The following is a 12,905-nucleotide window of genomic DNA, read 5'->3' as shown; positions in this document are numbered from 1 at the left end:
CGGCGGCCTCGACCGGCCCCTCGGCGGCGCGCCACGAACCCGTCGCCGGACCGCCACGAGGGGACGCGCTTATCACCGAGAGCCGCCTCGTCACGGCCAATGTCGCGCCCGCCGTCCCCGGACGCCGCGGACGACGACCTCCTCGCGATCCGTCGCGCCAGCCGACGGATGGCGCGCGCCGACGACACCGAGCGGGTCGCCCGCGAGTTCGTCGACACCTGCGCCGACGCGCTCGGCGTGCCGCTCGCCGCCATCCGGGCGTACGACCCGCGACGCGACGCGCTCGACGTGGTCGCCGCCGCCGACGCGGCCCGCCCCTACCTCGACGACTGGGACGACCACCGCCGCGGCGACGACGCCAGCCCCGCGTGGCGCGCGTACGTCGCGGGCGACGCCGTCGCCGTCGAGGCGCCGACGCCCGGGACGGGCGCCGACCCGGTGGCCCACGCCCTGTACCTCCCGTTGGGCACTCACGGCGTCGCGACGCTCGCGACGCTGGACGCCGACGGGTTCGACGGACGGACGCGCTACCTGCTGGAGACGCTCGCCTCGGACGCGACGGCGGCGCTGGAGGCGGCCGCGGACCGACGCGGGCTGCGCGGCCTCCACGACGCGACCCGTGCGATGCAGGCGGCCGACGACCCGGAGGCCATCGTCGCGGCCGCCGTCGACGCCACGGAGACGGTCCTCGGCGTGCCGTACAGCGGGGCCCGGCTCCGCGACCCCGACTGCGACAGCCTCCCGCTCGTGGCCGTCTCCGCCGCCGCCGCCGAGGGCGTCGGCGTCGGCGGCGACGTCGACGCCGAGCGCGTCGCCCGCGAGGTGCTGTCGACCGGCGAGCCGCTCGTCCGGGACGACGCGACCGACGGCTCCGCGGTCACGCTCGGCGTGACGGCGGTGTACCCGCTTGGCGACCACGGGACGCTGTCGGTCGCGCTCCCCGAGGGGATGGACCTCGACGGGCGCCGTCGCGAGCTGGCGCGCGTCCTCGCGGACAACACGACCGCGGCGCTGGACCGCGCGGGCCGGGCGGTCCGCCTGCGCGAGCAGGCGTCGACGATCGCCGCACAGGACGAGCGCCTCGAGGAGTTCGCCAACGTCGTCTCCCACGACCTCCGCAACCCCCTCAACGTCGCGACGGGCCGGGTCGACCTCGCGCGCGACCGCCTCGACGGGGAGACGGACGCCGACGCCGTGGCCGACCTCGAGACCGCCGGCGAGGCGCTGGAGCGCGTCGCCGACATCATCGAGAACGCCCGAACGCTCGCGGTGGGGGAGGAGGCCGACGACACCGAGCGACGGTCGGTGGCCGAGACGGCCCGCGCCGCGTGGGAGGCGGTCGACACCGCCGACGCCGAACTGGTCGTCGAGGCCGACCGGACGGTCGAGGCCGACCCGAGCCTGTTCGCCCAACTGTTCGAGAACGTGTTCGCCAACGCCATCGAGCACGCGGGCGAGGCGTCGACGGTGCTCGTGACGGGCACCGACGACGGGTTCGCCGTCGAGGACGACGGCCCCGGCGTCCCCGACGACGAGCGCGGGGCGGTGTTCCGCGTGGGCTACTCCGGCGCCGACGGCACGGGGCTCGGTCTCGGGATCGTCGCGCGCGTCGCCGAGGCCCACGGCTGGACCGTCCGCGTCGAGGACGGCGAGCGCCTCGGGGGCGCCCGCTTCGTCGTCGTGACGTGAACCGGCGCGCGCCGGGCCCGCCCGCGCCGACACGCAAGGGGTAAGCCCCCGGCCCGACCACCGACGGTAGACACGATGCTCCTCACGCTCGAAGGGCTCGACGGGAGCGGGAAGACGACCGCGTGGGAGGCGCTGCACGACGCCCGCCCCGACGCGACGTTCACCCACGAGCCGACCGACACGTGGTACGGCGACGCCGTCCGCCGGTCCTTGGGCGACGACGACGCCGACCCGCTCGCGGACCTGTTCCTGTTCACCGCCGACCACGCCGACCACCTCTCGCGGGTGGTGCGCCCGGCGCTGGCCGACGGCGACGTGGTGATCTCCGACCGCTACACCGACTCGCGGTACGCGTACCAGGCCGCGTCGCTGGCGGACTCGGAGATCCGCCGCCCGCTGGAGTACGTCCGCGGGATCCACGGGGCGTTCACGCGCGAGCCGGACGCGACCATCTACCTCGACGTCGACCCCGAGACCGCCGCCGCCCGCGCCGGCGCCACCGACAAGTTCGAGCGCGTCTCGTTCCTCGCGGAGGTGCAGTCGAACTACGATCGCCTCATCGACGCCGAGCCGGAGCGGTTCGTCCGCGTCGACGCCTCCCGCTCGCCCGAGGCGGTGATCGACCGCGTCGAGGACGTCGCCGACCGGCTGATCGAGGCGTTCCACGGCGACGACGCCGCCGTGGCCGGCGCCGGCGACGGCGACGGCGCCTGACGCCGCCCGGAGTCGCCGAGTGCCGCCGCCCGACGCCGCCCGGCACCCGCCCGCTTTTGCCGCGCCGCGCCGAACGTGACCGCGTGACACGGAGCGCCGCCGACGGCCGCGGCCCGCCCCGAGCCGCGGCGCTGGCGCTGGCGTGCCTGCTCGTCTGTGCGGGGTGTGCCGGCTTCGGCGGCGCCGGCGACGCCGGGGCGCGGACGGTCAACCCCGCGCTCGCCGAGACGCCCACGGCGACCCCGACGCGACCGACGCCGACGGGCGGCTTCCCGGCGGGCGTCTCGCGGGACGGCGTCGACGTGGAGGCGCTGATCGACGGGCACCGGGCGGCGCTGACGAACGGCTCCGGGTCGTGGACCGTCTCGCTGACGCGGACGGTCGAGGGGCCGGAGGGCGTCGTCGAGCGCTCGGCCGCGCGCGTCGCGGTGGCGGGCGACCGCTCGCTGTACACGTTCGAGCGGGTGCGTGGCGACAACAGGCTCGCCTCGGCCCACTGGAGCAACGCCTCGGTGTCGGCGAGCCGGCGGGTGGCTGGCGCGGCGAGGTGACGCTCGAGGGGCGCCCCGGCGACCCCGGCGCGCCGGTCGGGCTCGACCCCACGGGCGGCGCGTGGCTGTACGCCGCGTCCGTGGACACGCGCCCGAGCTACGCCGGCACCGAGGCGACGCCGAACGGCAGCGTCGCCGTGATCGAAGCCGCGGAGGGGCGGATCGAGCGGTCCGGCCTCCCCGACCGCCGGCAGGTGCGGCTCTCGGCGACCGTCGACGAGCGCGGGGTCGTGCGGTCGCTGACGCTCCGGTACGCGATCTTCCTCGGGAACGACCCCGGCACCGTCGCGGTGCGGCTGCGCGTCGACGACGTCGGCACCACGACCGTCCCGCGGCCGCCGTGGGTCGCGGAGGCGCTGGCCAACGCCACCGCCGGCACGGCGACTTATCTCCCGCCGCTCCGTGGGTGAGGTGTGTTCCGCCCGCTCGTCGTCGTCGCCGTCGCCGTCGCGCTCGTGACCGCCGGCTGCGGCGCCGGGGGCGACGGCGGGGAGCGGACGATCAACCCCGCGCTCGCCACGACGCCGACGACCACGCCGACCGCGACGCCCGCGCCAACGTACCCGCCGGGCGTCGGCCCCGACGGCGTCGACGCGCGCGTCCTCGCGGGCAACCACGACCGGGTGCTCGACCGGGTCAACTCGACGGTCCGGGTCGAACGCGCCGTCGTCGACGCGAACGGCACGACCGTCTCGACGACCGCGATCCGCATCGAGTCGGCCGGCCCCCGGCTCCGCTACCGCGTGAACGAGAGCGGCGGCCTCCCCGACCAGTTCGTCTCGCCGTTCCCCGTCTTCGAGTTCTGGACCAACGGGACGGTGACCGCGACGCGCTCGGTCGACGGCGACGGTAATGTCACGGTCCGCCGGATCCGCGGCGAGCCGCCGACGATCGCCGGCGCCGACGACACCGGCGAGGACTCCGTGTTCGGCGCGGTCGTCGGGACGAACGCCCGGCTCGTCGACACGCGGACCGTCGACGGCGAGACGCTGTACGTCGTCCGCGCCGACCACGAGGAGCTCGACCGCCGCCGCGGGCCGCCGCTGCGCGACTACCGCCTGAACGCGACCGTCACCGAGGCGGGGGTGGTGCTGGCGTACGACCTGCGGTTCACGGCGACGTACGACGCCGACGACGGGAGCTCGCTCACGGCGACGACGACCGAACGGTTCCGCGCCGAGGTGGGCGGGTCGGCGGCCGCGCCGCCGCCGTGGGTCGACGACCGGAACGCGTCGGCGGTCGGCGACCCCGACACCGCCGACGGCGAGAGCGAACCGGCCGGCCTCGGGAGCGCGCTCGGCGGCGACTGACGGCTACTCCGCCGCCGGCAGGTCGTACTCCTCGGGCGGCGGCACGTACAGCAGGTCGATGGTGAACCCGAGCGCGAGCGGGACGGCGACGAACACCGCGAGGAACAGCCCCGCGGCGCCCTCGAACAGCGGCGGGATGACGGTGCCCTGGATCAGTCCGAGGATCAGCAACACCACCGGCGAGACGAGCAGGGTGTACACGACCCATCCCCACTGCGTCTTGAGCCGGATCCGGAAGAAGCGCGACAGCACCGCGACGACGAGCGTGTTCACCGCGAGGGCGACGAGGGTGAGCACGAGCGCGAGCGCCGAGACCATACCCGGCGTAGGGGTCGGGCGCTCTTTGGCCTGTCGGGTGCGGCGACGGGGACCGCCGGGCCGGGGCCCGGACGGACGCGCCGTCGGCGTCCCGCCGCAATTTATGCCGGATGCGACGGGAGTGGCGAGCCATGAGCGACGACGTGACGCGGATCGTCGGGGAGCGCGACCTCGACGACACCCGCTTCGACGCCGACGACGCGCGGGCGGCGCTGCGGGACATCGTACGCACCCGCCGGTTCGACGAGCGCGCGCTCGCCCTCCAGCGCCGCGGCTGGATGAGCGGCTACCCGCCGTACGAGGGGCAGGAGGCCGCGCAGGTCGGCGCCGCCCACGCGATGCGCGACGACGACCACCTGTTCCCCACCTACCGCTCGAACGCCCTCCAGATCGCCCGCGGCGTCCCGATGAGCGACATCCTCCTCTTTCGCCGCGGGTTCGCGGAGTACCACTCCGACCACGACGTGCCCGTCTTCCCGCAGGCGGTCCCCATCGCCAGCCAGATCCCCCACGCCGCCGGCGCGGGGATGGCGGCGAACTACGCCGACGAGGACTGGGCCGCGCTCGTCTGCTTCGGCGACGGCGCCACCTCCGAGGGCGACTTCCACGAGGGGCTGAACTTCGCGGGCGTGTTCGACGCGCCGACCGTGTTCTTCTGTGAGAACAACGGCTGGGCCATCTCGTTGCCCCGCGAGCGCCAGACCGCCAGCGACTCCATCGCGATCAAGGCCGACGCCTACGGCATCGACGGCGTGCAGGTGGACGGCAACGACCCGCTGGCCGTCCGCGCGGTCGTCGCGGACGCGCTCGCCAGCGCCCGCGACGGCGAGCCGGTGCTCGTGGAGGCGCTCACCTACCGCCGCGGCGCCCACACCACCGCCGACGACCCGAGCCAGTACCGCGACGGCGAGCCGGACCTCCCCGAGTGGCGCCTGCGCGACCCGCTGGACCGCTTCGCCGAGTGGTGCGAGGCACAGGGGGTCGTCGACGGCGACTTCCTCGAGGCCGCCACGGAGGACGCGAACGAGGAGTTGGCCGACGCCGTCGAGACGGCCGAGGACGCCCCGCCCCGAGCCCGAGGAGATGTTCGACTCCCTGTCCGAGTCGCTCCCGGCGGGCGTCCGGCGCCAGCGCGAGGCGGCCCGGCGGGTCGCCGACGAGCACCCGAGACGTACGAGTTGGAGCGGTAGCGCGGGGCGGCCGGCCCCCGCCGCCTCAGGCGGTCATCGACACGTACGTCCGGGTGTCGGTGACGCCCTCGACGCCGCGGACCGCGTCGGCGACGGTGTCGAGGACGGTGTACATGTCCGGCGCGTCCACCTCCGCGACGGCGTCGAAGTCGCCGGCGACGACGTGCGCCTCCGTCACCGTCTCGATCCCCGAGATGGTGTCCGCGACGCCCGGCGTGTCCGCGTCCCCGCCCACCTTCACCATCACGAACGCGTGAACCATGACGTATGCCAACGAGTAGCAAGCACAAAACCCTTGCTCCGGACGGAGGTACCGTTATATTCTCCCATGCCAATTGGTAGCACATGCGCTTCATCGTCATCGGTGCGGGACGTGTCGGGCTACGCACGGCGCGGGTGCTCCGCGAGGAGGGTCACGACGTGACCGTCGTCGAGCGCGACCCGGACCGCGCGAGCCGAGCCCGGAACGCGGGGTTCAGCGTCGTCGAGGGCGACGGCTCCCACGAGGACGTGTTGGCGAAGGCGGCCGTCGAGCGAGCGGACGCGGTCGGCGCGCTCACGGGCGACCTGAACGTGAACTTCGCGGCGTGCATGATCGCGAACCACCACGGCTGCCGCACCGTGATGCGTATCGACGAGGACTACCGCGAGGAGATCTACCAGAAGTACGCCGACGAGGTCGACGAGGTCGTCTACCCCGAGCGCCTCGGCGCGATCGGCGCCAAGAACGCGCTGCTCGGCGGGAACATCCGCGCGATCGCCGACATCGCCGAGAACCTCCAGGTGCTGTTGTTCACCATCACCGACGAGTCCCCGATGCGCGGCTACACCCTCAGCGAGGTCCGGCTCCCCTCGCAGGCGCGCCTGCTCGCGTTCGGCAAGCGCGACCAGCCGATGCGGATCCCGTTCCCGGACGACTCGCTGGAGGCGGGCGACCGCGTCGCCGTCCTCGCGGACTTCGAGGTGCTTCGACGACGTGCGCCAACTGCTCGTGGGCGACGACCCCGCGGGGACGCTCGCGTCCGCCGCGGGAACGGGGTGGGGCCTGAATGGTCGTCGCCTACGTGATGGTGAAGGCCGCCTCAGGCGACGCCGACCGAATCCGCGACGGGATCCTCGGGCTGGAGGGCGTCGACGAGGTCCACATCGTCGCCGGCGACATGGACTTCGTCGTGAAGGTGGACGTCGAGGCCCCCACGGACGTGAAGCGCGTCGCCGCCGACGGCATCCAGGGGATCACCGGCGTCGAGGACACGCAGACGTACATCGCGATGGGGTGACCGGTTCGGACACGGGCGACTCGCCGACCCGGTCCCGTTCTCGCGCTCGCCGACTCAGTAGCCGTCGCTCCCGCCGGCGGCGCGGGCGCGGCTGATCAGCCCCGACACCGGCTCGCCGTACTCGTAGCCGGGATCACCCTGCACGTACGTCCCCTCGACGTAGTCGACGAGCGCGACCGCGTCGTCCAGCCCGCGGCGCTCGTTCAGGTCGCGGATCGACTCGGCGACCATCACGCTGTCGCCGTCGCGCTCGACGGTCGGCGCGAGGTCGTGGCCGGCGGCGGTCACGTCGCCGACGGCGTCGATCCGGCGCTCGAAGGTGTCGAGCCACCCGTCGACGACCACGTCGGCGACGCGTCGGCGGCCACGGCCGCGAGCGTCGGGACCGTGACGGTGACGGCGAACTCGATGCGGCCGTCGTCGGCCTCCGCGGCCGCGATGCGGCCGTCGAACGGGTCGAGGTGACGACCAGTGCGTCGTCCTCCGGGGCGTCGGCGACGGCGTCGTGGTCGCGGACGGCGCTCCGGAGGCGGCCGGGGATCGCCTCGGGGGCGGACTCGCCCGGCGCGTCGTCGGTGTCGCTCATGGACGTGGGGAGGGCCGGACGCCGGATAAACGGCGCGCTCGGCGCCGATCCGCGTCGGCCGCCGGCTCCCGGCAACGTCCCGCTCCCGTCCCCGCGTCCGCGTCGCCGGCAGTCGACGCCGCCGAACGGGAGCCTTTAGCCGCCCCGGTCGAAGCAGCGCGCATGGCCGACACCTTCCACGACACCGACGGGCTGGTGGCCGCGCTCGCCGACGCCGCGTTCGACCGGCCGCCGGCGCTCGTCGCCAACGCCCACGTCACCGGGGTGAGCGTCGCCCGCGCGCTCGCCGCCCACGACGTGCCCGTGATCGCGCTCGACCGCGTCGACTCCGGGCTCGCGCCCCCTCCGACGCCGTCGACTACGCCGGACGCGTCACCTACCCCTCGACGACGCCGACGGCTTCCGCGCGGACGTGGAGCGCATCGCCGACGCCGTCGACCACGACCCGGTCGCGTTCGCCTGCATGGACGAGTGGGTGCGCGGGTTCGCCGAGACGGAGCCCGCGGGCGTGCGCCTCCCCTTCTCGGACCTCGCCGGCGTTGAGCGCGTGCTCGACAAGGCGAACCTCTACGCGCTGTGCGAGGAACTCGGGGTGCCGTACCCCGAGACGTACGAGGTGGGGGAGACCCCGGCCGACGAGGTGTGCGCGGCGCTCGGGTTCCCGTTCGTCGTCAAGCCCGCCCACAAGCGGAAGTTCGAGGAGGCGTTCGGGACGAACGTCATCGAGGTCGCCGACCGCGCGGAGTTCGACGAGGTCGTCGCGGAGGCGCGCGAGTACGGCGCGACCGTGCTCGCACAGGAGAAGGTGAACGTCGAGGTCGGCGCCGACACGTCGCTCGCGAGCTACGTGCCGCCCGAGGGTGCCGACCGCGAGCCGCTCGCGGTCGTCGGCAACGCCGCGGTCCGCTACCCCGAGTTCGGGAGCTCCTGTCTGGTCGAGCGCGTCGAGGAGCCGGCAGTCCGCGAGCACGCCCTCACAGTCTTGGAGGAGACGGGCTACCACGGGATCAGCGAGTCGGAGTTCGTGTACGACGCCGACCGCGAGGAGTACGTCCTCCTCGACGTGAACACGCGCCCGTGGAAGTGGATCTCGATGCCCGTCGCCGCCGGCGCGAACCTCCCGATGGCGGCGTACGCCGACGCCACAGGCGTCGCGTACGAGGCGGCGGCCCGCGAGGACGGCCCCCGCGACGCGCGCTGGGTGTACCTCCCGGGCTACCTCGAACGCTGTCTCACCGACGACGCCTTCTGGGACGTGCTGGGTGACGACGACTGGGCGAGCCTCCTGTCGGGCGCGTTCGAGGCGAGCGAGGGGGGCCTGACCACGGGCGTCTACCGCCCGAGCGACCCCGGGCCCGCGGTGACGTACCTCACCGGGGAGTTCACCGACCGCGAGTACTACTGTAGCTGCTGAGCCGGGCGGCTCACACCAACCGCAACGTCGCCGTCCAGAAGTCGTCGAACGCGTCGTCCAGCGCCCGCGTCGGCTTCCCGGTCGCGTCGCTGCCGGCGGTGTGGTCGGCGTACTCCGCCAGCCGCTTCACGACGCCGCGCTCCCCGACCAGCACCACCCGGTCGAGGTCCGACGGCAGGTCCGCCAACACGTCGCGACAGTCGTCGAGGTGTTCGTCGATCTGTTCCTCGCGGAGGCGCTCGTAGCGCGCCTGCGAGAAGCCGCCCTTGTCGTGTTCGTCCATCACGTCCGTCCGGACCGTCGCCAGGTCCACGCGCTCGTCGCCCTCGTACACGCCGACGGCGAACGTGTCCGAGCGCGCGAGGCCGAACGCGAACCGCCCGGCGGGGCGGAACCACGACTCCTCCACGCGGAAGCCGTCGCGCCACTCGCAGAACGGGTCGGGGGCCAGCGGCGGGTCGAGCGCGCACGCCACCAGCCCCGCGTCGTCGACGTACACGAGCGTCGGCGCCGCCCGGCGCACGAGCGACACGCGGCCGTCGAGCGAGGAGGCGACGGCCTCCGGGACCGCCCCGCCGTCGGGGACGAACGCCGACAGCGCGCCCTCCGGCGCCGTCTCGACGCTCCGGAGTCTGGCGAGCACCTCGTCGCGGCGGCCCGGGCGCAGCGTCTCCGTCCCGCGGAACTCCGGCGGGGCGTCGTCGGTCGCCTCCGCGCGCTCCAGCCGGTCCTCCAACTCGGTGACGCGCGTCTCCGCCGTTGACGCGCTTCTCCGCCGCCTGCCGCTTGCGGGCGGCCTCGCCGCGGCGCTCCTCCTCGGCCTCCATCCGCGCGACGGCGTCGTCGCGCTCCCGCTCCAACTCGGCGATGCGCTCCTTGAGCGAGGCGCGGCCGAGGAGTCTGTCGAGCATGGGCTACCGGGGGCGTGGGAGCGACAAAAACGGACGGGATCGGCGGCCCGGCGCGGGCGCCGTCCCCGGTCAGGCGTACTCGGCGGGGTCGCCGGTGTCCCCCTCCCACCCCGTGTAGCGGATGAGGTCGCGGGCGCGTTCGGCGTTCGCGAGGAACACCTCGCTGCGACCGGGGAGGCGGAGCTTGAGGTCGTCGGGCACCGCCGTCTCCGGGAGCGCGAGCGTCCCGGCGGGCACGTCGTCGTCGCCGACGACCGGGAAGTGCTTGGTGCCGACCTTCATCACGAGCGGGTTGTCGAGTCGGGAGATCCCCGACTCGTCCGCGAAGCTGTTCGTTCACCCGCTCGTGGTCCGCTCGCTTGATCGCCGCCGCGGCGTCCGCTCTCGGCTGGACGTACATCTCGCCCAGGTAGTAGCCGTGTGAGAACCGTTCGAACATGCTGTACGGAGTTGAAGTGCCGACTCGTCGTGATAAGTGTTAGCACGAACCGTTATTACGGACCGCTTTCACCCGGCCCGTGATTCTCGCCGGTCGAGAATCGGGGCCGCACGGGTACGGGGTCGGGGCGCGCCGCGGGCGGTCGGCGCCGCGGCGATCCGTCGCGCGCGCCGCGCCGACACCGACGGCTTGAGGGTCGCCGCGCGGCACCGGCCGCGTATGTCCGAGTTCACCCGCTTCGGTCTCGGGACGTACGAGCTCACCGGCCCGCAGTGCGTCGAGAGCGTCGCCACGGCCGTCGAGGCCGGCTACGACTGCATCGACACCGCACAGGGGTACCAGAACGAGGCGCTCGTCCGCGAGGGCATCGAGGCCGCCGGCCGCGACCCGGCGGACCTGTTCGTCGCGACGAAGCTCAAGACGGACAACCTCGGCTACGACGACGCGTACGCGACGGCCCACGAGTCGGCCGCTCGCCTCGGGGTCGACTCGATCGACCTGTTGTACGTCCACTGGCCGATCGACAGCTACGACGCGCCCGAGACCGCCCGCGCGCTGAACGACCTCGTCGCCGAGGGCACCGTCGACCGCGTCGGCCTCTCGAACTTCCGGCCGGACCAACTGGACGAGGCGCGCGAGCACCTCGACGTCGACGTCTTCGCCCACCAAGTGGAGTGTCACCCGATGCTCCAGCAGCGCGAGCTGCGCGAGTACGCCCGCGAGGACGGCCACTGGCTGGTCGCCTACTGCCCCATCGCGCGCAACCGGGTCGCCGAGATCGACGAGATCGTCGCCATCGCCGACGCCCACGACGCCACGCCGGCGCAGGTGTCGATCGCGTGGCTGCTCGCCCACGACGAACTCGCCGCCATCCCGAAGGCGACGAGCGCGGCCCACATCCGCGACAACCTCGCCGCGACGGAACTGGAGCTGACCGCCGACGAGGTCGCGACGATCGACGCCGTGCGCCGGGAGCACCGCATCGTCGACTTCGAGGCGGCGCCGTGGAACGACGCCGAGGCCTGACGCCGACGACGCGTATTACTTTCACTCCGGACAAGGCCGATAGTTATCCCCGTCGGAGCCGTCCCTCCGGGTACGATGGTCCGATCCTCCAGCGGAGACGACGGACGAACCGACGCCGTCGGGCCCGGTGCCCGGCAGCTACTGGCGGTCGCGGTGCTGTTCGCGGTGTTGGGCGGCGCGCTCGTCCGGGTCGCGACGGTGGCGGCGCCGCCGGCGGCGCTGTGGACGGCGCTCGGGGTCGTGGTGGTCGCCGCCGCGGTCGTCCTGTTCGGCGCCGACGCGGTGCGGGTCGCGCTCGACGGCTTCGGACGGTGAGGCCGCGGCCACGCCGGCGGGCCGCCGGCGCGACTACCCCGTGTTCTTCATCCCGGCGGCGATGCCCTTCACCGTGAGCCGGAGCGCGCGCTCCTCGGCCTCCGTGAGGTGCGTGCGCGACAGCAGGTCGATCTGCAGGAGGTTCAGCGGGTCGACGTACGGGTTGCGGCGCTCGAGGCTCTCGCCGAGCCACTCGCGGCGCACCAGTTCCTCGCGGCCGGTGATCGCCCGAACCAGCTCGACGGCGCGCTCGTACTCCGCCTCGATGCGCGGGAAGAACTCCGCGCGGAGGTGGTCGGGGGCGAGGGCGGCGTACTCCGCGGCGATCTCCAACTCGGTGCGCGCCAGCGACAGCGCGATGTGGTCGACCGTCGTGCGGAAGAACGGCCACTCGTCGTACATCTCCCGGAGCGTGTCGAGGTCGCCGCCCTCGTCGAGGTACGCGTCGATCCCCGACGCCGCGGAGAACCAGCCGGGGAGGATGGCGCGGCTCTGGGTCCACGAGAACACCCACGGGATGGCGCGGAGGTCCTCGACGGTGCGCTCGCCCGAGCGCGACGCCGGCCGCGACCCCATGTTGAGGTCCTCGATCACCGTGATCGGCGTCGCCGTCTCGAAGAACTCGACGAAGCCGTCCGTCTCCAGCAGGTCCTGGTAGGCCGCACGCGCCCTCGCCGGCGGCGTCCATCGCGGCCGTCCACTCCTCGCGCACCTCGGGACGTCGCCCTGGAGGGCGCGGAGGCGGGCGCGCACCTGCGCGTCGAGCATCTGCTCCAGTTCGCGCTCGGCGACGCGGGGGTTGGCGAACTTCTCGGCGATCGCCTCGCCCTGCTCGGTGAACTTGATCTCGCCGGTGGCCGTCTCCGGCGGCAGCGCGAGCATCGCCTCGTTCATCGGGCCGCCGCCCCGCGAGATGGAGCCGCCGCGGCCGTGGAACAGGCGGAGTTCGACGCCCAGATCGTCGGCGACCTCGGCGAGCCGGCGGGCGTTCCGGTGGAGGTCCCACGCGGCCGCCAGCGGCCCGTTCTCCTTGTTGGAGTCGGAGTAGCCGAGCATCACCTCCTGCAGGTCGCCGCGGGCCTCGAGGGCCGCGCCGTACGCTCGTTGTTGACGAGCGTGTCGAAGATGTCGCGGGCGTTCGCCAGCGCCGACGCCGTCTCCA

General features: G+C 74.0%; 10 protein-coding genes and 7 pseudogenes. 11 read left to right on the top strand and 6 right to left on the bottom strand.

Annotated elements, in window-relative coordinates; genetic code table 11:
* Positions 1-99: 99 nt before the first annotated feature.
* From P0R35_RS00085 to P0R35_RS00065, 5 genes are all read left to right on the top strand, one after another.
* Complete coding sequence (locus P0R35_RS00085) at positions 100-1,689, top strand: sensor histidine kinase (protein ID WP_284013234.1); 1,590 nt, start codon at positions 100-102, stop codon at positions 1,687-1,689.
* 75 nt (positions 1,690-1,764) lie between these two features.
* Positions 1,765-2,403 (top strand): dTMP kinase, encoded by a 639-nt coding sequence (gene tmk / locus P0R35_RS00080; RefSeq protein WP_284013233.1) that lies wholly within the window; start codon positions 1,765-1,767, stop codon positions 2,401-2,403.
* 83 nt (positions 2,404-2,486) lie between these two features.
* Positions 2,487-2,954: a hypothetical protein gene (locus P0R35_RS00075; protein ID WP_284013179.1), complete on the top strand. Its 468-nt coding sequence runs from the start codon at positions 2,487-2,489 to the stop codon at positions 2,952-2,954.
* Positions 2,951-3,364 (top strand): hypothetical protein, encoded by a 414-nt coding sequence (locus P0R35_RS00070; protein ID WP_284013178.1) that lies wholly within the window; start codon positions 2,951-2,953, stop codon positions 3,362-3,364. Before P0R35_RS00075 ends, P0R35_RS00070 begins: the two co-directional genes overlap by 4 nt.
* 3 nt (positions 3,365-3,367) lie before the next feature.
* Positions 3,368-4,264 (top strand): hypothetical protein, encoded by an 897-nt coding sequence (locus P0R35_RS00065; RefSeq protein WP_284013177.1) that lies wholly within the window; start codon positions 3,368-3,370, stop codon positions 4,262-4,264.
* Between the two features lie 3 nt (positions 4,265-4,267).
* Here the strand turns inward: P0R35_RS00065 and P0R35_RS00060 are convergent, their stop codons facing one another.
* A complete protein-coding gene (locus P0R35_RS00060; protein ID WP_284013176.1) occupies positions 4,268-4,582 on the bottom strand; it encodes a DUF7991 family protein in 315 nt (104 codons plus the stop codon).
* A 143-nt stretch (positions 4,583-4,725) separates the two neighbouring features.
* Between P0R35_RS00060 and P0R35_RS00055 the strand changes: the two are divergent.
* A pseudogene (locus P0R35_RS00055) lies at positions 4,726-5,746 on the top strand (thiamine pyrophosphate-dependent enzyme); the annotation flags it as partial.
* A 51-nt stretch (positions 5,747-5,797) separates the two neighbouring features.
* On the opposite strand, the gene P0R35_RS00050 reads toward P0R35_RS00055, so the two are convergent.
* Complete coding sequence (locus tag P0R35_RS00050; RefSeq protein WP_284014659.1) at positions 5,798-6,034, bottom strand: Lrp/AsnC family transcriptional regulator; 237 nt, start codon at positions 6,032-6,034, stop codon at positions 5,798-5,800.
* Positions 6,035-6,117: 83 nt separating this feature from the next.
* Between P0R35_RS00050 and P0R35_RS00045 the strand changes: the two are divergent.
* Together P0R35_RS00045 and P0R35_RS00040 are read left to right on the top strand one after the other, a co-directional pair.
* Positions 6,118-6,775, top strand: a pseudogene (locus tag P0R35_RS00045) (potassium channel family protein); the annotation flags it as partial.
* Positions 6,776-6,821: 46 nt separating this feature from the next.
* Positions 6,822-7,052 carry an Lrp/AsnC family transcriptional regulator gene (locus P0R35_RS00040; RefSeq protein WP_284013173.1) on the top strand — a complete coding sequence of 77 codons (231 nt, stop codon included), beginning with the start codon at positions 6,822-6,824 and terminating at the stop codon, positions 7,050-7,052.
* 54 nt (positions 7,053-7,106) lie between these two features.
* Here the strand turns inward: P0R35_RS00040 and P0R35_RS00035 are convergent.
* Positions 7,107-7,638 (bottom strand): annotated as a pseudogene (locus P0R35_RS00035) (DUF5813 family protein).
* A gap of 162 nt (positions 7,639-7,800) precedes the next feature.
* Here P0R35_RS00035 and P0R35_RS00030 point away from each other — a divergent pair.
* A pseudogene (locus tag P0R35_RS00030) lies at positions 7,801-9,052 on the top strand (carboxylate--amine ligase).
* Positions 9,053-9,062: 10 nt separating this feature from the next.
* Here P0R35_RS00030 and P0R35_RS00025 read toward each other — a convergent pair.
* Positions 9,063-9,963, bottom strand: a pseudogene (locus P0R35_RS00025) (Vms1/Ankzf1 family peptidyl-tRNA hydrolase).
* Between the two features lie 69 nt (positions 9,964-10,032).
* A pseudogene (locus P0R35_RS00020) lies at positions 10,033-10,402 on the bottom strand (DUF5802 family protein).
* Positions 10,403-10,621: 219 nt separating this feature from the next.
* Between P0R35_RS00020 and P0R35_RS00015 the strand changes: the two are divergent.
* Positions 10,622-11,428 carry an aldo/keto reductase gene (locus tag P0R35_RS00015; protein ID WP_284013232.1) on the top strand — a complete coding sequence of 269 codons (807 nt, stop codon included), beginning with the start codon at positions 10,622-10,624 and terminating at the stop codon, positions 11,426-11,428.
* Between the two features lie 75 nt (positions 11,429-11,503).
* Positions 11,504-11,743, top strand: a complete 240-nt coding sequence (locus P0R35_RS00010; protein ID WP_284013168.1) for a hypothetical protein — start codon at positions 11,504-11,506, stop codon at positions 11,741-11,743.
* A 33-nt stretch (positions 11,744-11,776) separates the two neighbouring features.
* On the opposite strand, the pseudogene P0R35_RS00005 reads toward P0R35_RS00010, so the two are convergent.
* Positions 11,777-12,817 (bottom strand): annotated as a pseudogene (locus tag P0R35_RS00005) (phosphoenolpyruvate carboxylase); the annotation flags it as partial.
* Positions 12,818-12,905: the final 88 nt, after the last annotated feature.

It is taken from the genome of Halobaculum litoreum (assembly GCF_030127125.1).
In the GTDB taxonomy this organism is placed as follows: domain Archaea; phylum Halobacteriota; class Halobacteria; order Halobacteriales; family Haloferacaceae; genus Halobaculum; species Halobaculum litoreum.
The sequence above is the reverse complement of the archived record's forward strand: the minus strand, read 5'-3'. Positions and strand labels throughout refer to the sequence as shown.